Genomic DNA, 21814 nt, shown 5'->3' on the forward strand with positions numbered 1-21814 from the left:
TTTGTGCGGGTTCTTTTCTCTTTTAGAGAGCTTGAGCAAAGCGTCAGAAGTCAATTGAGTCATAAATCACGAGTTGTTATTTTTTGCTGATGCTAATTAGATCATATTTCAAAGAGGATTGGTATAAAGAAGGTTTAAGGCCCCTTACGTTCCGAGCTATTGAACTGGAACGTCAATCTCAATTCAATATTGACCTTAGTCGTGAGTTACAACGATACTGCTATTAGATATTGTGCTGTATTACGGAGGGAGCTTGGACAAATTTAAAGCCCTAAATATATTTAAAGAGGTTGCTCACGCTGGTAGCTTCTCAGCTGGCGCAGATATACTGGAAATGACGCCTTCAGCTGTCAGTCGTTATATTAGTCAGTTAGAAAGTCACCTAGGCGTCACTCTATTTATGCGCACAACGCGAAGTTTGAAGCTATCGGATTCCGGAGAGGTCTATCTTGAACACGCTGAAACGATTCTGGAAAAGCTTCGTAAGATGGAGTTGCTAGCGGAAGATGCTCAAACTGTGCCGTCTGGTACCTTAAAAATCAGCGCTCCAGTTTATTTTTCACGTGCTGTTCTTACCCCCATGATTGAAGACTTTTCCAAAAAATACCCCACGATAAATATGAACCTACTTGTTCTTGATCGTTTCGTAAATTTAATTGAAGAAGGTGTGGATCTGGCGATCCGAATTGGCCATTTAGGCGATTTAAATTTGGTAGCCAAACCTTTAGGGGAAACCGTTAGCAGATTGGTTGCTAGCCCTGATTACCTTAAAAGATATTCTGAAATTAACCAGCCTGAAGATTTGCTCCACCATAATTGCTTAATTGACTCGGTGATAGGCCACAATCAACAATGGCGGTTTATGGTTGATGACGAAGAAGCGCTTATTCAGGTTAAGGGTAACATTGTGATTAATGATGGCGAAATGATCGCCAATATGGCCTGTCGAGGGCTAGGAGTTGCTTATTTGCCTAGTCTTTTTGTTGATCATGCTATTGAGCGAGGTGAATTAGTCTGGTTGTTACCAGAAACAACATTTGAGCCATTCCCAATGTCTGTTGTTTACCCGCCCGACATTCATATGCGCAAAACCCTGAAGCTATTTGTTACTGAACTTCAGAAGTATATGGGCACTAAGCTTTAAGCTGTTTCTACATTCCACTCTACCTTTTCTTCTAGCTCGTTTGTTTATGATCAGTTCGAGGATATTTTTTTGATTCATGCAAATTTGGAACAACTGATTTCTACTTAGTTGCATTTATCTCTCCTGCCTATCTCAATAGGATAACTCTACGTGTTTAACGCGGCGCTTAACCTCAAAAGCATCGCAAGATAGAGAAACCAAGGGGAACATATATGACTTTTACATTGCCTGTGCGTCCTGGTGATAAGCCATTGACTGACAACGTAATTCCACACACTCAATATGATCAAAATTCATCGCCAGAAATAGTCGCCAAGTTAGCTGACTGGCTATTTTCTTTGGAGCACATCGAATGTAAACACAGCATGATTTCAGTGGCTGGCACGCCTGGCGCTTACATCAAACAAGATGTTGGACCGATTAATCAGGCAGCGGTAATGGTGGATAGAGAATTTACTCATATTCATCCAGAACCAAATCCAGGAAGCCAGCATCTGGTGCTTACGCCTGAAGATGCCAAAGAAGTCATTGATAAAGGGTGGGGAGAAGAGCATCCACTACTGGCTAGAGGTCAAATTCGTACTCATACCATCATGGTGTACGCACCACGTAATGAGGAAGACCTGAAAACAATTAAAACCATAACTAAACGCGCTTATGACTATGCCTTAAGCAAGCTTCAGTAATCGTTTGTGTAATAGCTTTGAGACTTAAGCATGAACGATATTAAATCAATTTCTCATAAGGAGAACGACAATGAAAATCAATCATAAAGCCAGTTGGCTAAAACAATGTGTGCAATATTGCTTAGCTGGTGCCGTTGCACTGTCTAGTGTTGTTGTTAGCGCTGAACCATTAGATATTGAATCAAAATCTCTTGATACGCTATATCAGGATGCATTGAAAGAAGGTGGAAAACTAGTTGTTTGGGCGGGTGGCGACAAGCCCGATCAGCAATACCATATTGAAAGTCTGTTTAAAAAACGCTTTCCAAAAATGGACATAGAGATATTGGTAGATCTCAGCAAATATCATAACGCCAAAGTTGACTATGCACTGGCAACAGGCGGTAAGTTACCAGATATCATTCAACTGCAAACCTTACATGATTTCGATTACTGGAAAGAGCAAGGTGTATTATTGCCATATAAACCACGTGATTGGGATAAGGTTTATCCGGTATTTAGAGATCCTGATGGTACGTGGACTGGAGTATACGGAATTACATTTACCAACCTCTACAATGCATCAATGGTTTCTGGTAAAGATGTACCGCGTGACGCGCTGGATTATTTAGACCCCAAATTTAAAGGAAAAATCGTCTTAACTTACCCACATGATGACGATGCTGTTCTATATCAGTTTGAGCGACTGATCGCACAATACGGTTGGGACTATATCCATAAATTGATTGAACAAGACCCTGTCTGGGTCCGTGGTACCGCTATGCCTTATGTGGCCGTTGCTGCAGCGAAATACCCGGTTAGTTTTACCACATTCTGGCCGTTTGTTGATCGCTGGGGTATGCCAGATGTCAAAGTTGCTTTTCCGGAAAATGACTCCTTTTTAACGTGGGTGCAAAATGCGGCAATTTTAAAAGGCGCTGAAAACCCAGCGGCGGCTAAGCTTTATATGAGTTGGATATTGTCGAAGGAGTTCCAAGAGGACTGGCTACAATTTCCTGTGCGTGTAGATGTAGAAGCTGATGGTGGTAAAAAAACTTTGTTCCATCACAATACGGATCCGGAAGATTTTCGTAAATTTATGCGCGATAGAGCACGTGTAGAACGATTGAGAGCTCAGTTTGAACAGCTAATTGGTCCGGCTGCTGGGCCATCACCTTTAGATATGGACTACAACAAAATTCCATAACTAATACACATCAATCAAAGCGGCGTCTATATGGCGCTGCTTTTTCATCAATGTAATTCGGGGGGGATTGATCTTTCACCTAGGCAACCAACACATTACAGAAGCCAAAGCGGCCATACTTTTATCATCTACCAATAGTATTCCATTCTCGATGTGTCAGCTTTATTTACACAATCAATTTTTTTTAAGAATATCTTAATTTAACTGTTTGCTAATAATGTTTATTTTTGTACTGGCATGTATTTTGCTTTTTCGCGACGGCAATTTATGCCTCAACATCATTCATTTAAGGAAGTAGTATAAATGAAAACACAATTAGTAAATTTGATTCTTCTTATTTCAGTATTTTTCACTCAACAGGCCTTTGGTGGTCTTATTAGTACAAGTGTAAACAATAATGGTATTATCCATAATACAGTAACCGATACCTCAACAAATTTAGAGTGGTTGGGATGGAATGTAACTGCAAACTTGTCAGTCAATGACGTAACAGCGTTAACCCAAGAGCATGCAACTTTAGATGGGTGGCGTTATGCGACGGTATTTGAAGTTGAAAGCATGGTTAACGATTTCTTTGGTCTAACAATTCCTGCTGACAATGAAGTGAGTCATCAAACATATCACCAAGTTGCTTTCGATGCTAAGTGGGACGCTTGGGTCAACTTATTTCAATTAAATGACCTGAAAGATAGAGTTGTTTACAACATGGGGGCGTTTATCGGTCATGAAGGTGGTGCTGGTCAACACGTAGTTTTCTTTGAAAACTGGGTTAATGGTGTAAAAGCAGATGAATACTACACTACAAGTTCTTTTGCAAAAGATGTAAGTAGAAGTACTCTTGGACATGCATTAGTAAAAGAAGTGACCAACAATGTGGTAGACATTCCCGAGCCAAACACTCTGGCATTATTCAGTTTGATTGTTTTAGCGTTTGTTGCAAGAGCTCGTTCTCAGCAATCTTAATGTTAGATCATTTTATTTAAACCTTGTAACACATTTTGTGTAATCGCCAGTTTTAAATCACATCTTTCAATCGGTCTTCGAACTCGATCATAAATCGATTCAAGGCCGATTTCCAATTTCTTATTGGCACTGTCTATTTTTTAGATTCCTGCTCAATCACTAAGTAAACAACTCATTTAGCTGAATCATCATGCAGGAACAGCTGGCGTTTCTTAATCGCCTTGCGGATAACCGAGTTCAACGAATCAATGTAATTCATGGTAGAAATTGTTTTTCTGATATCCTTTGAGTAATTAGAGAGTGTGCTGAAATTTTGCTAGTCGTTTCGCTGTGAACAAGATTTAAGAGTGCAAATGTATGTTGTTTCGATGATACACTTCTTGTTGCAACAGCAAGGTAAGGTTTATGAGCGGGTTAGATAAGCCTTTAACCAGCATAAAATACATCGGAAATAAAAGGGATCGGTGACATATGCGACTCATTCGTATTTGTAGTCGGCCTTTTGTTCTTCAAAAATGAATAACTAATAAAAATAACTAAGACACCCATAGTTTAATGCCTCATTACTTGAGGGATTTTTGTATTTATCAGTAACAATTCTCGCAATAGAGTAACCAATATATAACTACTCGAACTATATAACTAAAGCACGTGATAAAGCCGATTCTCTTCTAGAATAGGGTCTTTTACTTTCCATTGCTTATGATATACAAGGTAAATAATCCTGATTAAAAAACAATTTTTGAACAGTTTTTTTCAAAAAGCTTTCCTATTACATGCGCTCTTGTAATAGAAAATACGTTGATACATAATGTAGCAATGTGTATATGAATTACTATATGGTCAGTTGAGACAACTTTTCGTTAGGTGTTTCAATAAATATGCCTTGGAAACTAATAACCTGTTTATTTTTCATGGTTTCACGGTGCACAAATTAGTGTTTAATCACTCGGCTTTTTATGATTAATTCGGTGGAAAATATGGTTGATTACATCAGCATAAATAAAGAATCATGGAATAAAAGAACCAAGGTACATATTGAGTCAAAATTCTACGATGTTGAAGCGTTCAAAAACGGTAAGTCATCTCTTAATTTGATAGAGCTTGAGCAGGTGGGGAGCGTTACCGGTAAAAAGCTTTTGCATTTGCAATGTCACTTTGGACAAGACACCCTATCTTGGGCTCGAATGGGGGCCATTGTAACTGGCGTCGACTTATCAACAGAAGCCATTGCTCAGGCAACTAAATTGTCAGAAGAGTTGTGTTTAAGTGCTACATTCGTTGCTTCGGATATCTATCAGTTTGGCGAAAATAATGTAGAAAAGTTTGACATAGTTTTCACTTCATATGGCGTACTTTGTTGGTTACCTGATTTGTCGCAATGGGCTAAGCTCATTGCTGATTCACTAGAAATTGGCGGTGAATTTCATATGGTCGAGTTTCACCCTTTTAATGATCTGCTCAGCGGGTACTCCTACTTACCTAGCAGCGAGCCAGATATAGAAAGCGAAGGTACCTACACTGAGAATTGTGATGGAACAGAATCGACCGTCATAACTTGGCCTCACTCATTAAGCGAGGTTATTAATGCTCTTATTACTGCGGGCCTTACCATAGAGTACTTTAATGAGTTTGCTTATAGCCCTTATAAATGCTTCGATGGCCTTGAATATGTTGATGGTAAAGGATATCAACTGTTAAATAAAGGCGCACAAGTTCCACTTCTGTATGCACTAAAGGCCAGTAAAAAAAGTTAAATATTAAGTTTTTTACTGGCCAATCGTGTGATGCAGTAAACGGAATTTTGAGGTAAAAATGATTTTAGAAAGCTATTTGATGTTTGTTATTGCAAGTATCATTTTGTGTGTTGTTCCCGGGCCCGATATGGCTTTCTTATTGGCACGTAGCGTCGCTCAAGGAAAAAAAGCTGGTTATATCGCCGCATTGGGGATAAATGTCGGTGCTTACGTGCACTTGATCGCTGCCATTATTGGTATCTCTACTATTTTAGCTACATCTGCTTTGGCATTCTCAATTCTAAAATGGCTTGGCGCCGCTTATTTAATATACTTAGGTATTCAGGCACTACGTAATAAAGGGGCATTTAGTCTTGACGAGGCAAGTCCTACGTCGGTTAAAAGTAGAGAGATATTTTGGCAAGGATTTTTAAGTGATGCGCTAAACCCAAAGGTTGCCTTATTCTATCTGGCTTTCTTACCACAATTCGTTCCGCCCCAAGGACTTAATCCTACTATTCAATTATTAATTCTAGGTGTTACCGCGAATGTGATCGGCCTGCTCGTGAATGTTGTTTTAGTTAATTCATCAACTGCGTTAACTAAAAAGCTTCGCAGTGGCAATGTATTTACAAAATGGCTGAACAAGGCGATGGGAACTGTATTTGTCGTTCTCGGATTGAAGCTGGCAAACGAAAAGGTCTGATAAAATAGCCATTCGTGGCATGATAGTACACTAAGCTACTTGATATTCTAATTGGTTAGCGTTGGTTAATAGTCGCTTGGCTTTAGGTGTTGATGTTAATGACAAGCACTTACTTAACTTCAAACATGCTTTACTCATGAGTGTTGGCTACACAGATGCTGCAAATGAAGTTGCTGCATTACTTGAGCAAAAGTATGAGCAGGATACGCCTTATAACCCATTACCAGTACAAGCAAGTAGAACGTGGTCACCAATATTAGATCACATCTAATCGACTAAAAGTCTGTTAAAAACAAGTAAAAGCGGTGGTTTTTATAGCCACTGCTTTTACTTGTTTTTAAATTGCTAATGTTGATGATTGTATAAATTCTTTGCAATCGGCCGGTTATTCCAAAAACTCACCAACTAAATCAGCGATATAATCTTGTTCGGGCATCGTGTCGCCACCGTTGCCAAGCGTGATCAGAAATGCATTTTTCTCTTTGTTTATTGCGTACATGGTCCTAAATCCATCATTACCGCCAGTGTGGCCATAAATATCGAGTAAAGGATTAAAGTAAATAACACCATAACCATAGCCATCAAACAGCTCAGCGTGCCTAGAAAGCATGAGGTTCAACGTTTCTGGCTGCAATATCTGCTCATTCAATAACGCCTGTACAAAAGTCACTATATCTTGCATTGAACTTATTTGGCTGGCGGTGCCAGTTGCGAAGAAATTTACACCAAAAATATGTTCTGTTGATGCCATATTCAAAGCCGACTCAAAACCTAAAGGAGTATCTTCGTTATATAAGTAACTGTCTTGCATTCCGAGTTCGCTAAAAACATTTACGTCCAAATACGCTGCAAACGATTCGCCTGAAATTCTTGCGACGATCTCTGCTAAAAGCACATAACCTGTGTTGCTATAGTCCGCTTGCGTGCCTGGGGAAAATTCCAACGATGGATTGGTTACAAAATAATGGACAATGTTGGCGTTGGTTATCCCATTAGGGAGTATTTTGGCTGCCTGAAAATCATTGGCAAAATCAGGAATACCCGATTGATGGCTAAGCAAGTGATGTATGGTGATGCCACGCCAAGAAGGGTTTAGTTCAGGCATATAATCTAAAACAGAGTCTTCTAAATTGATAAGTCCTTGTTCATAAGCCTTTAACACAGCGATAGCGGTAAAGGTTTTACTCACTGAAGCTAGGCGAAACCCTGTGTTTTCGGTTATCACCTTACCTTCACGGGCTAAGCCTTTCATGCCTTGGTATAACAAAGTACCGTTTTGCCACACTGCGATTATCATGCCGGGCTCATCATCGGCTATATTGGCGGCGAGCAAGGTATCGAGGGTTTCTGTCAGTGTTGCTTTGGGACCTGTTTTTACTGTGCTGTCTTTTTTCTCGCTACCACAAGCGCTTGTGAATAACACTAGCAACAGCAAACATATGCGCAATAGCAATGTGTAGTTCATATACCAATATCCTTTCTTGTTTAAATTCGAGTGATCGTATGAAAGTTTACCGTGTGCTAAAGAGAACAAAAGAGGACATTGGTGAATCTAAGTTGATAAAGGATAAACCGTAGAATAAACATATATGAATAGGGTTTATTTGCATGAAAAATAAAAGAAAAAACTGTTGCCCTACTACTGATAAAATGATGAAGTGTATACACAAATCAAACAAGGTTGTTTGATATTTGAGCGATAATAATTACGTCATGAGAAATGAAACGATAAACTATCAGCAGTGGTTGTCTTTGAGTATTGTTTTAATTGCTATTACATGTGTAGTGATGGCGTTTTCATTTCTTGAGCGGCAAACTCAGCAGTCAGATGCGCATGTTTATGCGCAACCTTTCGTGTTTTCCCTAGCTAAATCGCCATTACCGAACTTCCCGTTAGCGGTAGATTGGTCTAACTCGGGCGAGGTGTTAGGTAACGGATATTTCAATTTAGGCTCGCTTCCTCACGCTGTAATAAAAATATCGGCACAGCATGACCACCTAGTTGATGACCGAACATACAAGCTGAGTATTTCCCGCAATAATATTTTTACGCCAATGTATCTAGTGTATGAGCAAGAAGGTGAGGTCGTTCGACAGCTACTAAAACCAACGTCTTCCAATGGCAAGTTAGTTTGGCTGTCGCTGCCCGAAGTGTCAGCGGATAAGGCGATGTACCTTGAATTGTCAGGGAAGTATTTACGGGGACGAATTGCTATCTTAACCGAGCAGCAACTTATTGATAATCTTCAGTTAAATTCTGCTTATAGTGGTGCGTACTACGGAATGGCGGGTTTAGTCATATTGGCTAGCCTGTTTATCGCATTGATTGCTCAATCACTAAATTATGCCAGTTATTCATTCTTACTCTTGGTTACCGTTTTATGGATTAGTGCGGGTGAAGGTTGGCTGCTCGCCATAGTTCCTACGATTCACGCTCTGCCATTCTTTACTGCTAATTCACTAGGGATGATGTGTTTAATTGCCTTGGCAATGTTTAGTTCGCAATACTTACAACTGCGCGTGATCAGTAAGCCACAATACCAAATATTGCGTTGGTCTCGGCGCTATTTGAGCTTCGTTTGGTTGCTGTATTGCGTGTTTTTTAGAAACGTACCAGACGCACTCTATCAAGCTATTTATGCGATGACAGTGATTGTTGGCTTGATCGTTTTATTCGTTAGCTTTGCTGGTGCATTGACCAGTTGGCGACGCGGAAGAAAACAGGCGGCATATTATTTGTGTGCATTGACGGTATTCGTCATAGTTGGTGTTACGCAAGCATTGTCGATGGTAGCTATCATGCCTTGGCAGGTGAGCTGGCACAGTATACAACTTGCTTCCATGATGGAAATTTTCCTCCTAGGAGTTGGTTTTGTGGTTTGGCACCGACAACAAATTGAAGAACTTAACCAGGTTGACGCTGAGTTAAATACGAAGAAGAAAGAGTTGGCACTAGCTCAGTTAGATATTGAGCAGCTGAAGAAAAATATGAGTGAAAACTTAGTACCTGCGAGTTTAACACCGCAAATTGCACAAGTAGTGTCGTTGCTTCCTAACACGCTATTTATTAAAGCGAGTGGTAACTATGCGGAAGTTCATACGATCAAAGGAGCCACATTTTCTGACACGCTTATCGATTGTAACTTACAAACGATTGAAGATGCATTGGGGCAGCAAAGACTCATACGGTGTCACAAATCTTATTTAATATTACCCACCTTACCCTACCAATTACTTCGTCGCTCGTCGGCTGATTTCGACTTAGTTATCAACAACCATAAAATACCCGTTGGTCGCAAATTCTTAAGCCAAATTAGAGCAAAGTTCGATAACAGATAACATGTAAAAACTGAGCTATATAACCTATTCAAATATCAATATATGTAAACTTAACAACTTAACGAGCAAAGGTATGATTTACTTCTATACTCAAAACTAGCACTTGTGTGAATACTTATAATCATGCTCGGATCAAACACAGTAAATAAACGCACTATTTCTTTAAACAACGTTGGCTCGCGTGGTATCAATTGGCCTCTTATTATACTTGTTGCACTTTTGAGTTTTTCTGCACACGCCAGCAGTCAAAATCCACAGCAACAAATATTGATGTTATTAAAGTCTGGAGAAGCTGAAAAGGCATTCGAACTAGCAGAAAGTTCGATGGCCGACTGGGAAGGTGAGCCAGCCTTCGATTACGCCCTCGCAATGGCGGCCAAAGCGACAGGTAACATCCAACTAGCCTTGTTCGGATTTGAACGCATTTTGAATAGACAGCCTAGCGCATATTTGCCCAGATATTACTTGGCAGTAACCTATTTTGATATGCGCCAATGGTCTGCGGCGCAAAGCCAATTTCAAATATTGCAGCAATACCAAATTGACCATCAACTTAACGATAATGTGACACATTATTTGCTCATCATACAGCGCCAGCTACAACAGCAATCAAGCCATTGGAAAAATTGGATTGCGGCTGGCATAGGAAGTGATTCAAATGCGAATAATGGTATAGAGGAAGAATTTATAAATGTCCCCTGGTTAGGTGATATTCGATTGGTTGATCAGAGCCGAGAAATTAATTCAAGTTATACAGAGTTACAGGCTCAGCTCTTATACGTACAGCCGATTAGTCAGCTACGTTCTTGGTACGCTGGGATAAATGGAAAGACAACGCAATATGCTGACTCACTTGCGTGGGATCGTACTTACTTGAGTTTAATAGCGGGTTATCAGTTGCAGTGGCAAACCGTTGAGTTCGACTTAAGCGCATTCTATCGGCCATTGCGACTTGATGGTGACGAATATCTTGATTATTCAGGTGTAGTAATCAACAGCGCCTATCCCCTATCTAAAAAAAGCCATATTGGGGCAAGCCTCTCCTATGCGCAAGAACAATACCCATCATCGAGAAGTAGAGACAAAGATCAATATATCGCCGCTATTTGGTTTGATTACAAAAGCGACCAATTCCACCATAAATGGGTGTTGAGGGTAGCGGGTGAAGATGCCCGTGAGCAAGGAAGAGAACATGTTGGACGGAATTTATGGGGTGCTACGTACCAAGCTTATTGGCAGATAAACAGAGATTGGGCGTTGTTGGGGAAGGTTGATTACTTAGATGGCGAGCATCGAGCACCAGAACCTTTGTTTTTAACCACTCGAAAAACGGAGCTTTTACGTATGGAAGCCCAGCTTAGTTACCGCATTACACAGAATTGGATGGTAAATATGACCGCTAGCCATATGCAGCACAATAGTAACATCGCGCTATACGATTATGAGCGAAGCAAAGTAATGGCTGCTATTCGTTATAGCTTCTAGGAGTGTCAGATGAGAGCACATTTTATATATAGCATCGTCTTATTTAGCCTTGTGAATACATTCGTATTTGCTACACCCAGTCAAGTCAATGCTGGAAAAGCGATCATGGCAATAGGGTCGGTAAAAGCCTTGATGAATGAACAAGAGCGATCACTGCTACGAAGAGCGCCAGTATTTCTTCAGGACACAGTACAAACTGAGATTGATAGTCGAACACAATTGAGAATGGTAGATGGTGGTTTGCTTTCATTGAAAGAACAAACGCAATTGGCAATAGCAAACTACGAATTCAATCCAGTGTCTGCGCAAGCATCTATTGTCCTTACCTTACTTAAAGGAGGATTGCGTACGGTAACAGGGCAATTGGATCGCAATGGCAGTGATTATCACCTGAATACGCCAGTAGCGAGCATAGGCGTTAGAGGAACAGACTACAGCGCTCAACTCGTCGAACAAGATCTATTGCTTGCTGTTTGGCAAGGAGCTATAGACGTACAAGTGACGGTTGGCGCTAATCCGATGAAATTTAGTCTAGGTTCAACGCATGAATATAGTGTTGCCAGAGTTAAAGCCAATGGTGAAGTTGAGTTTCTATTAACAGTACCCAAAGCTATTGCGATGGGTCATACAACGGAGCTGGATCCTGATGCTGCTCCTGCAGCTGATGTTATCGGTGTTCATCAAAAGGCAGTTGAAGACTCTTCTTATACTTATTATGTGCGTGAATCAAGCGATGTATCTACGGAATATGATCAGTTATCCGATGAATGGATAGATGCGGATTTTAGTTATGGTGATTTAGCACTTTCGAACGATGGTTTTTCGCGAACAGGAACAGCAACATTTGGTTTGTTGATGCATAACTTTGTGAGTACGGTGGGTAATGTTGACAATGCCACGATGACCATGACAGTAGATTTTGATCAATCTCGCATACCTACAGGGCAATTGTCTTTTTTTGATAGTCAGGGGGAATGGTTTGCTGTGTTTAACGGGGTGTTCAGTCAAACCAATCTAGACATCAATATTAATTTCGCGACTCACGGCAATGAGTTGGCTGATGGTTCCATTTCAGGCGTGTTTGTTGAAAATGGTACTCAAATTTTTGGTGACTTATCGTTGTCAGAAATCAATGACGCTACTGTTAATGCTGGCGGTACCTTCCTGTTGGGTGAGCAAGTACAGCCCTAATAAGGCTGGAATTGGGGAAAGCGAATATGAACAGACATATGTTTTGGAAATTGCTTTTATTCTCTTTGGTTGTAATGAGCGGATGTGGTCAGGAGCAGAGTGCACGTAAGGCAGAGGTACAACCGACCTCGCCCCCTCCGACTTTCTCCCCCATCTCTAGTGAACGAGCTAAAAAGTCTGTTGCACCATTGCACGGAGCAAATGCCAGTGGTCAGTTCATCCACCCTTTTGAAAATGAGGTATTCGACGGAAATTTGCTGGCCTCTGTGCAAGCTTCTGATCCTGATGGTCTTACTATGGTGGCCTTAAGCTTCAATCAGCATGAGCAATTAAAACTGTTGTGCGAACCGGGGGATGATTGCCCTCAAGGAACATTTACTAAAACTGAAACAAATATCAATCCAGCTAGCTTTGGTGTGTACGTTGGGCCGCTGACACTTGGGCTGTGGGTGTTAGATGATTTGGGTAACCAAATGATGGTGGACTCTGTTACGGTTAATTGGCAATTGAGAAGGATCTCGAATGTAACTGTTGTTCGAGCCATTGATGGCGAGAGTATCGATATCAGCTGGCAGAATGCGGCAGAGATTATTCGTTACAATGTGGTACTGGCTGCTGAAGAGGGAGTGACCACTGATAATTACCAAAGTAAATTACAAGGTCAGGCGAAGTTAGCTGTTAATGGTGGGCCACAGAGCTTTTCTGGTTTAGACCCCAACTTGAGTTATTACATTCAACTCACAGGCGTTGATGGCAGTGGTGAAAGTGCATTTAGCTCAGAGCTTCGCATTGCAGTTCCATCAGGACAACCCAATACTCCGCCAGTTGTACAACAAGAGAGTTATTTGTCGCCGCAAAATCAGCCTTTAATCGGTAATGTGCTTACCAATGACTCAGATAATGAAAGCGATTTGCTCAGCGTTTCTCCGTTACCTATTCAATTCCCAAGCAATGGCGAATTGCAGCTCAATCGGGATGGAAGTTTTGTTTATACTCCTTCGCCAAACTTCACTGGAACAGACAGTTTTGCATATGAAGTCCAAGATGGGCAAGGAGGGCTATCACAAGGAAGTGTACAGATTAGTATTGACGATTTAAATGATCCTCCTGTTGCCTTAGATGATGCATACACGACGCCTTTTGATACCCCATTGGTAGTTACCGCTCCAGGCATTTTACTAAACGACTCGGACATAGATGGAGACGTTATTACGTTGATACTTACTCCAGTTGAAAATGTACAGAATGGTTCACTGGCATTACAAGCCGATGGTGGATTTACTTACACGCCAAACGCTGGATTTACGGGTAATGATTTCTTCGTTTATCAAATTCAAGATGAGGAAGGTCTCAGTGGTGACGGACGTGTTGATATCGAAGTTGGCAATGCGAATCAGCCACCAGTAGCGGTAAACGATAACTATCAAATGGACGAAGACACGACTTTAATTGTTAATGCAAGTGATGCAGATGCTCTATTGGCAAACGACTTTGACCCTGAAAATGACACGATTACCCTAACTGATAACCTCATCGAAACGGTCAGTAATGGTGTGCTGACTATAGATATCGCCGGTAATTTCACTTATGTGCCCGATGCCAATTTTTATGGTACAGATAGCTTTATTTATGAAATAGAAGACAGTCAGGGCAACACGGCGCAAGCAATCGCAACGATTGATATTGCAGCGGTAAATGATGCGCCTCTGGCGCTATCTGATAATTATCAAACTAACGAAGATAGCCTCTTGACAGTATCTGCTCCGGGATTGCTAGGTAATGACACCGATCCAGATATGGATAGCTTAACGGTTAATACCTCACCTGAGGTAGCGCCATCAAATGGACAAGTCACGCTCTCCGATGACGGCAGTTTCACCTATCAGCCCAATAGTGGCTTTAATGGACAAGATAATTTTAACTATCGGATAACCGATCCTGAGCAGGCTTCAGATGTGGCGACGGTGACGATTGATGTGATTTTTGTGCCAACGATCCTTAAGGGAAGCTCATTCTCTACTACCGGAAACTTAACATTAGAAGGACTTGGTGAGAAAACACCGGGTTCTGGTATTGGTCAAGTTCGTTATACCCTCGGAGACTGTGTAAGGACAACGGATACCCAATGTACGCTCTCGGGGCGCTATAGTGAGGATAGTGATAGTGAGTTTCAACCGGGAGCGCAGGGTGACTTTTACATGGTGTATGAATATAGCGGTGTAGGACCTACTCCAACGATCGCTGAATCCATTTCACCGGGCAATGATTCCGTTGTCTTTAACAATCTTGGCGGGGCTACTTTTACTTTAACGCTTATGCCAGATTCAGGTGGTAATGTGGTGGCCAGTTTTCCGGCGACTAATGTCACTAGCCTGTCTTTTAGTGCCTTCCTTTCAACCTCTGCTGTCTGTACAGGGTTGAATCAAGGTCAGCCATGTAGTGTCGGCCAAGTCGGGCTTACGCCGGGATCGGTAATTATAGGCGGCGTCACCCCCTTTAGTTTCGTGATAGATAAACCAGTTTTTAATCCATAATTGCTCGTAAAGAAATCGCCAATTTATAAGAACCGCTACAAGTGAGAACATTCAGATTAAGTGGATGAAAATAAAGTGGTAACAAACATGTGAATAACAAAAACAAACGAATATTTCGCCAGCAATCCGTAGGGACTATGATTGCTTTGCTATTGTTGATTTGGCAATTTGTGCCGATTCAACCGTTCAGTGGTGCACTTGAACGACTAGACGGCATAATATATGACTTTCGTTTAACGATGTTGCCCGCTTGGCCTAACAGTGTTACCAATATTCAAATAGTTGATATTGATGAAATCAGCCTTGAACAATTTGGTCGTATGCCATGGCCTCGAAAGCAGTTTGCTGAACTAACACGTTTATTAACCCATCGTGGTGCAATCGTCATCGTATTTGACATCTTGTTTTCTGAAGCTGAAGCAAATGCAGCGGAAAGCGTCATTACTTTACTAACAGATCCTACCGTTAAAGACAAAGTCCAGTCGCTTGCGACACAACTCGACGGTGACGCTATCTTTGGTCAAAGCATCTCAGAGAATGAAGTAGTACTGGCGACTTTGTTTCACCAAGAGCAACAAATTACTAAAGGGGTATTACTAGATGGTGAGTTATTGGGTCATCCACCCAGTAATGAGCATAAGCTCCATCGATTTTCAGGATACTCATCGAACATTGGAAAACTCGCTAGTCATGCTATTGGGCAAGGATTCGTCAATGTTGTTCCTGATAATGATGGATTTGTTAGGCGTGCACCTCTAGTTGTCACTAACCAAGGAAATATCTATCCATCATTGGCACTCGATGCTTTTAGAGCGTACAGCTTTGCAGAACACATCGAATTAGAGTGGCAGCCACCAAAAAATACGATGTTATCAGCCGTTAAAATTGGACAGACGCGTATTCCAACAGACAAGCACGGTCAGCTGTTAATTCCATTTCGTCATTCTCCTTACTATTATCCCTATACTTCAGCAGCAGATGTGCTTGCGGGTCGTATTAATGATGACCGATTTGACAACGCGATTGTGTTTATCGGCACTTCGGCGATTGGGCTGGCAGATTTGCGCACAACACCGGTAGGTCTGTTATTTCCGGGGGTAGAAATACATGCGACGGTGTTAGATGCTCTCATGTCACCGAATACGATACCTTTTCGACCTGATTGGTGGCAAGGAGCGGTTTTTCTTATTCTGGTGACGATAGCGTTAACTTTGATATTGGTGCTACCCAGGCTAGGCGCGGTTAAGAGCGAATGTTTTGCCCTTTTTGTTTTAATGCTAATTATTATTATCAATTTCTCTTTGTGGCGCTGGAATATGGTTGATTTACCATTAACTTCTTCATTCATCATGACGCTTGCACTTAGTGGTTACTTCATCAGTTATGGCTATCTGTCTGAAAACAAATTGCGAACGCAAGTCAAAGCCATTTTTGATCGCTATGTTTCGCCAACCCATATTGAGGAAATGCTGACTCAACCAGAAGTTCTTGATATGAAAGGACAAAATAAGTTCATAACTGTTCTTTATGCAGACATTCGAAATTTTACGCGCCTGTCTGAGTCACTTTCACCAGAACAATTAACAATGTGGTTAAACCGGGTGTTTTCACCATTAACGAGAGATATATTCAATCATCAAGGTACCATCGATAAATATGTTGGTGATATGGTCATGGCATTTTGGGGGGCGCCATTGCATGATGCAGAACAAGCTAATCATGCCATCGCAACAGCGTTTGCCATGCAGGTGAGTTTGGTTGAGCTCAACAAACAGTTTACGCAGGAAGGTTTACCCTCTGTGAGTATTGGTGTGGGCATTAACAGCGGTATGATGAATGTTGGTGATATGGGGTCTGAATATCGTCTCAGCTACACTGTACTTGGGGACGCCGCAAACCTTGGTGCTCGCATTGAAAGTTTAACTAAATTTTATGGCGTCCCGTTGCTAATTAGTGAATTCACAAAAAGCGCCGTGCTCAATGAACCAAATACAACTTATTCGAGCGAAGATTTTGTACTAATTGATAAAGTTCATGTAAAAGGAAAATCAGTGCCTGTCACTCTATATCTACCGCTGTCACCTTCGCTTGATACAGAGTTCAGGCAGCTGTGGAGCACTTTTAATCAGGTACTAACACTCTATTTTTCAGGTAAATTTCATCAAGCAAGCCAAGTGTTAGATGAGTTGAGTGGCGAATTTCCTTATCCAATATTAAGCGATGTTTATCAGAAGCGCTTAAAGTACCTACTTAACAACCCGCCCGAAAATGACTGGGATGGCGTGTATAAACATTCCCAAAAATAAGCGTCTCGCATGGAGATATACACGCATTAGTATTTGGTTAGAACTAATCTGAGCCTTTGTGCGTTAGCGCTCGCTTTGCCAACCAATAATAACCGGGCTCGTTGTACGTCACATATGCCTGATAGCAGGTATAAAACAATTTAATCTCATGGGAGTCATCAGAGCGCAATGCGAGAGGTTTGAGTTGTTCAAAATCTCGGGTCTTATCTTCAGCTAAAGGAATTTGTTGTGGGGCAAAGGGTAAACCTGTACTCAGATAAGCAACTACTATGGCTTGCCATAGCTCGCGAATGGCTTGTTCTTTATTAGTAATGTATGGCAGCAGTTGAGAGAGTGCATGGCATCCTGTGACCGTATGTAATAGCGTGAAATCATCTTCGGCATAAAATGCTGTTAGTGCAAACTGTCTTACATCATCTAATGATAGGTTATTGGGCTGAATGACCGTTTGTTCGTTCTTTAGCAAAGCGCCAATCTCGTTCATTCGATCAACAATAATGCCAGGTGAGAAGTTATAGCTTTCACCTTTGTTGACAACTGAGCTGAGTATCTCTGTTAACGAAAGGGATGTGCGCTGTTGATTGAGATCAAATGCTTGGTATTCCGCACTCCAATAAGCCAAAGCAATCGCTATTTCGTCGGTGTGATTGGCTTCAAGTGCGTAGGCTAAACGGATCATAGCGTGAAAGGCTGACGCTGCCATACCGGGAATTAACACTGGTAATGTGTGTGTTAGTACGAATTCAACGCTTTGAGTGGCCAATTGCTGACGAAAATACGCAAGGTAGCGTTCATATGATGCACTGTCGCCAAGCGCCTCATTTATTTCAAAATGACTTGCCGGTTGTTCTAGAGGTTCTATTAGTGACAAATTACCAATACTGTTTTGATAGGTCGTTGTTAACTTATCTTCATTTGCACCTAGTTGATATAGCGCGATTAACGTCATAGGTAAATGCATAGCCAACCGATCACCATAATGTGGATGAAACTGACTTACATTGCCGAGAAGATCATTAAGTACGTGGCGTTTTTCCTGATGAATTAATGGCATATTCGTCCTTGTGGTATTTTACGTTTCGTGAATTATCATCGGGTTAAAGGTGATATGAGTCAACCATTGTTTTTACTGATAATTACTTGATTTGAAAAAACTTCACCAAATCTTCACCAAGTCTTCCCTGTCGCTTTGCGTTAGGTTTTTGTTTTTCTGATAAGGTGGAGTGAACGAATTAATTAGGGAAATGATTTATGACAAATAGCACGTTATGGCGAAACATTGGCCTCTCACTGGCATTATGGGGGTTAAGCTTAGCCAATGCGATGAGTTCGCCTTGGTTTGATGATTCTAACGCGAAAATGGACAATAAAAATCAACCAGTTCCAATCGTTTCTGCTCATGAGTATCAACACCAATCAGAAATACTGCGCCAAACGCGACGTTATCAGGTTGCTTTGCCGGAACGCTACCACATGAACAAACGTCAATACCCTACTTTGTATGTCATTGACGCCGATTTTCAATTTCAGCATGTGTCTGCGGTGATCAAAAATTTAACGCGTATGGGAAAAATTCCACCGATGATCGTCGTGGGCATAGCAAACCAAGGGGATGATGATTACCTGATGCAAACCACTTGGCCGGTTGAAGATGACCCCGCGTTTGGTGGTGCTGCTAATTTTCAACGTTACTTAAAAGATGAACTTGTGCCACTTATTGACGGTGAGTTTCATACTAACGATAAAAAGGCGCTTGCAGGCTATTCCCTTGGTGGACTGTTTACGATGTTTAGTATGATGCAAGCAGACACACCGTTTAACGCATTTTTATCAATGAGTCCGAGTGCATGGTTTGACGATTATAGCTTACCTCAAAAGCTCAAACCGCTGCTGGAGCAAGGGAAAATTTCTGCGCCTGTATTTCTCTCAGTAGCACGTGAGCAGCAAATGGGGGTAGACAAGGTTGTAGAGGTTTTTGAACAGTACGCGGCTGATGATTTGCCTTGGCAGTTTAAGCATTACCCACAAGAAAACCATTTTTCCACTGCCTTGCCTGCCCTATACGATGGGCTAGTGTTTTTAGCGCCCGATTTTGCTACCGACGGCACAGATATGTTGGAGATGGGAGATTATAAACAGGTATTGTCGCATTTTGACAAGCTCCGTAATCAATGGGCTGGTTTTCAGTTTGAATGGCTGCAAGCATATCAATTTGCTAAGTATATGTTTTGGTCAAAGCAATTAGATCAGGTAGATAATGTGCTGCTCGATATTAAAAAACAGTTCCCTGAATCGTTAACACAGGTCTCGATCGAATTGGCTAAGGGATTTAATAAGCGTAAGGATTATAAGCGGGCGAAACAGTTGTTAGACGCCGTAAATCCAGAAGGCCAATTAATGCCGGGGTGGCATAAACAAATGCGTATTTATTGGCAAGCGAATGGTGAATCTGGACTTGCACAACAGCACCAACAAACAGCAATGACACTGGCCAAACAATATTATTTTGAAAGCTGGGAAATTTGGGAATTGCAGTAAAATACACTCTCATGAAACGAAGCGTATTGACCGTCAATCTTCAATACGCTGCATTTCATGATGTTTAGCAGCCAAATCTGACAATTTTCGACACAAATCACACAAAAAAACCACACAATTTTTTTACATCTAGCCTAATAAATTAGTACAATAGTGCGCTTATACCGATTGGTATTAATATCGGAAGTTACATACACGTTCTCGTTCAAACCGTATTAACAATAATAATAATGGATTTCAGTTTACATATATCCCAATTAAATCAATATCGTGCATCAACAATAAGCGATGCATTAGCGAATGGTCACGCGCAATTTATATTGGACAAATCTTCAGAACCTAAGCTGGAATGGTTAAAGCCGATGCAACGTAGGCGCTTGAGCACCTTTGCAAAGCTTGGGTTATTTTGTGCACAATCAACGATGGGAGAATCTAATTCCAAGGTTGATACAGTATTTTCAAGTCGGCATGGTGATTTACATAAGACCAGTGAATTACTTGCGGATTTGGCTAGCGACGAATCGCTTTCTCCCACTACTTTCAGCCTATCTGTTCATAATGCTGTGGCTGGTTTGCATTCCATTTTCACCAGCAATACTGCGCCAAATACCGCTATATCAGCGGGCAAAGAGACGTTTTTGATGGCAATGCTTGATGCTTATTGCAAATTAAAGTCTGGGATGAGTGAACAAATATTGTTAGTCCATATCGATAGAGTGCTACCTACACCTTATGAAGTTTATGCGGACGAAACACAAATTGACCATGCTGTATCGTGTTTACTGACCTTGCCGAGCGATCAGCAACCCGCCGTTAATTTTAGCAGTTGTCCTATTGTTGCTAACACTCAAGGTGAAGATTCTTTGCCATTATCGCTGGCGTTTGCCGACTGGTTTCAATCAGAGAGCGGTAACAAGCAGCTAGCTTTGAATGGTGCCCAATGCTCATGGCAGGTGGAGAGGTCTCATGTTTAAGCTAGTCAATAAGTTATGGCGAGTGTTTGCTACAGGCTTATCTTTTACGCTTTTTGGGATTGGCGGCCTTATTTTGGCGCTGCTGGTATTTCCTGTTCAGCAACTCATGATTCGCGACGGGCATAAACGTCAAGTTATCGCCAGACAAACAGTGCATTATACGTTTAAATTCTTTGTGGGTTTCATGGCGTTCGTCGGCGTTGCAACATTCGCCGTTAAGCAGCAAGAGGCTTTCAAGCAATTACGTGGGCAGCTTATATTAGCAAACCATCCCTCATTAATTGATGTAGTGGTACTCATTTCAGTAATCCCTAATGCAGATTGCGTAGTTAAAGCACACCTCTTGCGCAATCCGTTCATGCGCGGAGTGATTAAAAGTACAGGCTATATTAGTAATGCTGATTCTGATGGCGTTATTAAAGATTGTCAGGCCTCGCTAGCCAATGGCAATAATTTGATTATTTTTCCAGAAGGTACTCGAACCAATCCGGGTGCTAAACCAAAATTTCAACGTGGTGCCGCCAATATTGCACTGCGCTGCGAAATACAGCCAACGTGTGTCGCGATTGATATTCAACCACCGACACTCACTAAATCCGAAAAGTGGTACCACGTGCCCGAACGACGCTTTGATGTTGTTGTTGCATTGAAAACGAACGTGCCATCAATTGAGGAACTGCCAAGCGAATCAATGAGTAAAAGTGCGCGAGTTTTCACACGAGATTTAGAACAATTTTTTTTAGAGGAAGTTCAGTAGAATGACAGAATTAAAGGCGAACTTAAAAGCGCTCATTATAGAAACCCTAGATTTAGAAGATGTGACCGTTGAAGACATCGAAGATGATGAGCCATTATTTGTTGATGGTTTAGGTTTAGACAGTATAGACGCCCTTGAGCTGGGTCTTGCGTTGAAAAAAGCGTACGACGTGAAAATTGATGCAAATTCAGAAGAAACTAAACGTCACTTTCGTTCGGTGAATAGCTTGAGCGAATTTATTCAGACAAACACACAGGCATAGGGCAGCG

18 protein-coding genes and 1 pseudogene are annotated in these 21814 nt (G+C 41.4%); 16 read left to right on the top strand and 3 right to left on the bottom strand.

Annotation, left to right across the window (positions count from 1 at the left end):
- The first annotated feature begins 253 nt into the window (after window positions 1-253).
- From ACSLUK_RS14675 to ACSLUK_RS14690, 4 genes are all read left to right on the top strand, one after another.
- Complete coding sequence (locus tag ACSLUK_RS14675; RefSeq protein WP_448549421.1) at window positions 254-1144, top strand: LysR family transcriptional regulator; 891 nt, start codon at window positions 254-256, stop codon at window positions 1142-1144.
- 212 nt (window positions 1145-1356) lie between these two features.
- The gene (locus tag ACSLUK_RS14680) at window positions 1357-1830 is read left to right on the top strand and encodes a luciferase domain-containing protein (protein WP_448549422.1); all 474 of its coding nucleotides are present in this window, start codon (window positions 1357-1359) and stop codon (window positions 1828-1830) included.
- A 70-nt stretch (window positions 1831-1900) separates the two neighbouring features.
- Window positions 1901-3016 (top strand): ABC transporter substrate-binding protein, encoded by a 1116-nt coding sequence (locus tag ACSLUK_RS14685; RefSeq protein ID WP_448549423.1) that lies wholly within the window; start codon window positions 1901-1903, stop codon window positions 3014-3016.
- A 303-nt stretch (window positions 3017-3319) separates the two neighbouring features.
- Window positions 3320-3979: a PEP-CTERM sorting domain-containing protein gene (locus ACSLUK_RS14690; protein WP_448549424.1), complete on the top strand. Its 660-nt coding sequence runs from the start codon at window positions 3320-3322 to the stop codon at window positions 3977-3979.
- A 52-nt stretch (window positions 3980-4031) separates the two neighbouring features.
- Here ACSLUK_RS14690 and ACSLUK_RS14695 read toward each other — a convergent pair.
- Window positions 4032-4295: pseudogene (locus tag ACSLUK_RS14695) on the bottom strand (transposase); the annotation flags it as partial.
- 664 nt (window positions 4296-4959) lie between these two features.
- Between ACSLUK_RS14695 and ACSLUK_RS14700 the strand changes: the two are divergent.
- The 3 genes from ACSLUK_RS14700 to ACSLUK_RS14710 all read left to right on the top strand — a co-directional run bounded on the left by ACSLUK_RS14700 (window position 4960) and on the right by ACSLUK_RS14710 (window position 6692).
- The gene (locus tag ACSLUK_RS14700; protein ID WP_448549425.1) at window positions 4960-5736 is read left to right on the top strand and encodes a class I SAM-dependent methyltransferase; all 777 of its coding nucleotides are present in this window, start codon (window positions 4960-4962) and stop codon (window positions 5734-5736) included.
- Window positions 5737-5794: 58 nt separating this feature from the next.
- On the top strand, window positions 5795-6421 hold the full coding sequence (locus ACSLUK_RS14705) for a LysE family translocator (protein WP_448549426.1): 627 nt from the start codon (window positions 5795-5797) through the stop codon (window positions 6419-6421).
- A gap of 61 nt (window positions 6422-6482) precedes the next feature.
- Window positions 6483-6692, top strand: a complete 210-nt coding sequence (locus ACSLUK_RS14710) for a hypothetical protein (protein WP_448549427.1) — start codon at window positions 6483-6485, stop codon at window positions 6690-6692.
- A 114-nt stretch (window positions 6693-6806) separates the two neighbouring features.
- Here the strand turns inward: ACSLUK_RS14710 and ACSLUK_RS14715 are convergent, their stop codons facing one another.
- Window positions 6807-7886, bottom strand: coding sequence for a serine hydrolase domain-containing protein (locus tag ACSLUK_RS14715; protein ID WP_448549428.1), 1080 nt, complete (start codon window positions 7884-7886; stop codon window positions 6807-6809).
- Between the two features lie 248 nt (window positions 7887-8134).
- On the opposite strand from ACSLUK_RS14715, the gene ACSLUK_RS14720 reads away from it, so the two are divergent.
- From ACSLUK_RS14720 to ACSLUK_RS14740, 5 genes are all read left to right on the top strand, one after another.
- Window positions 8135-9760 carry a 7TM diverse intracellular signaling domain-containing protein gene (locus tag ACSLUK_RS14720; RefSeq protein ID WP_448549429.1) on the top strand — a complete coding sequence of 542 codons (1626 nt, stop codon included), beginning with the start codon at window positions 8135-8137 and terminating at the stop codon, window positions 9758-9760.
- A gap of 123 nt (window positions 9761-9883) precedes the next feature.
- On the top strand, window positions 9884-11245 hold the full coding sequence (locus tag ACSLUK_RS14725) for a tetratricopeptide repeat protein (protein ID WP_448549430.1): 1362 nt from the start codon (window positions 9884-9886) through the stop codon (window positions 11243-11245).
- A 9-nt stretch (window positions 11246-11254) separates the two neighbouring features.
- Entirely contained in the window at window positions 11255-12436 is a 1182-nt protein-coding gene (locus ACSLUK_RS14730; RefSeq protein ID WP_448549431.1) for a FecR family protein, read from the top strand.
- Between the two features lie 26 nt (window positions 12437-12462).
- Window positions 12463-14970: a cadherin-like domain-containing protein gene (locus tag ACSLUK_RS14735; RefSeq protein WP_448549432.1), complete on the top strand. Its 2508-nt coding sequence runs from the start codon at window positions 12463-12465 to the stop codon at window positions 14968-14970.
- A gap of 89 nt (window positions 14971-15059) precedes the next feature.
- Window positions 15060-17276, top strand: a complete 2217-nt coding sequence (locus ACSLUK_RS14740; protein ID WP_448549433.1) for a CHASE2 domain-containing protein — start codon at window positions 15060-15062, stop codon at window positions 17274-17276.
- A 43-nt stretch (window positions 17277-17319) separates the two neighbouring features.
- Here the strand turns inward: ACSLUK_RS14740 and ACSLUK_RS14745 are convergent, their stop codons facing one another.
- On the bottom strand, window positions 17320-18330 hold the full coding sequence (locus tag ACSLUK_RS14745) for a questin oxidase family protein (RefSeq protein ID WP_448549434.1): 1011 nt from the start codon (window positions 18328-18330) through the stop codon (window positions 17320-17322).
- Window positions 18331-18527: 197 nt separating this feature from the next.
- Between ACSLUK_RS14745 and ACSLUK_RS14750 the strand changes: the two genes are divergently transcribed.
- From ACSLUK_RS14750 to apeE, 4 genes are all read left to right on the top strand, one after another.
- Complete coding sequence (locus ACSLUK_RS14750; protein ID WP_448549435.1) at window positions 18528-19814, top strand: alpha/beta hydrolase; 1287 nt, start codon at window positions 18528-18530, stop codon at window positions 19812-19814.
- A 230-nt stretch (window positions 19815-20044) separates the two neighbouring features.
- Window positions 20045-20788 (top strand): beta-ketoacyl synthase chain length factor, encoded by a 744-nt coding sequence (locus tag ACSLUK_RS14755; protein ID WP_448549436.1) that lies wholly within the window; start codon window positions 20045-20047, stop codon window positions 20786-20788.
- The gene (locus ACSLUK_RS14760) at window positions 20781-21545 is read left to right on the top strand and encodes a lysophospholipid acyltransferase family protein (RefSeq protein ID WP_448549437.1); all 765 of its coding nucleotides are present in this window, start codon (window positions 20781-20783) and stop codon (window positions 21543-21545) included. Before ACSLUK_RS14755 ends, ACSLUK_RS14760 begins: the two co-directional genes overlap by 8 nt.
- 1 nt (window position 21546) lies before the next feature.
- Window positions 21547-21807 (top strand): ApeE family acyl carrier protein, encoded by a 261-nt coding sequence (apeE, locus tag ACSLUK_RS14765; protein ID WP_448549438.1) that lies wholly within the window; start codon window positions 21547-21549, stop codon window positions 21805-21807.
- Window positions 21808-21814: the final 7 nt, after the last annotated feature.

Source organism: Thalassotalea fusca (assembly GCF_053485835.1).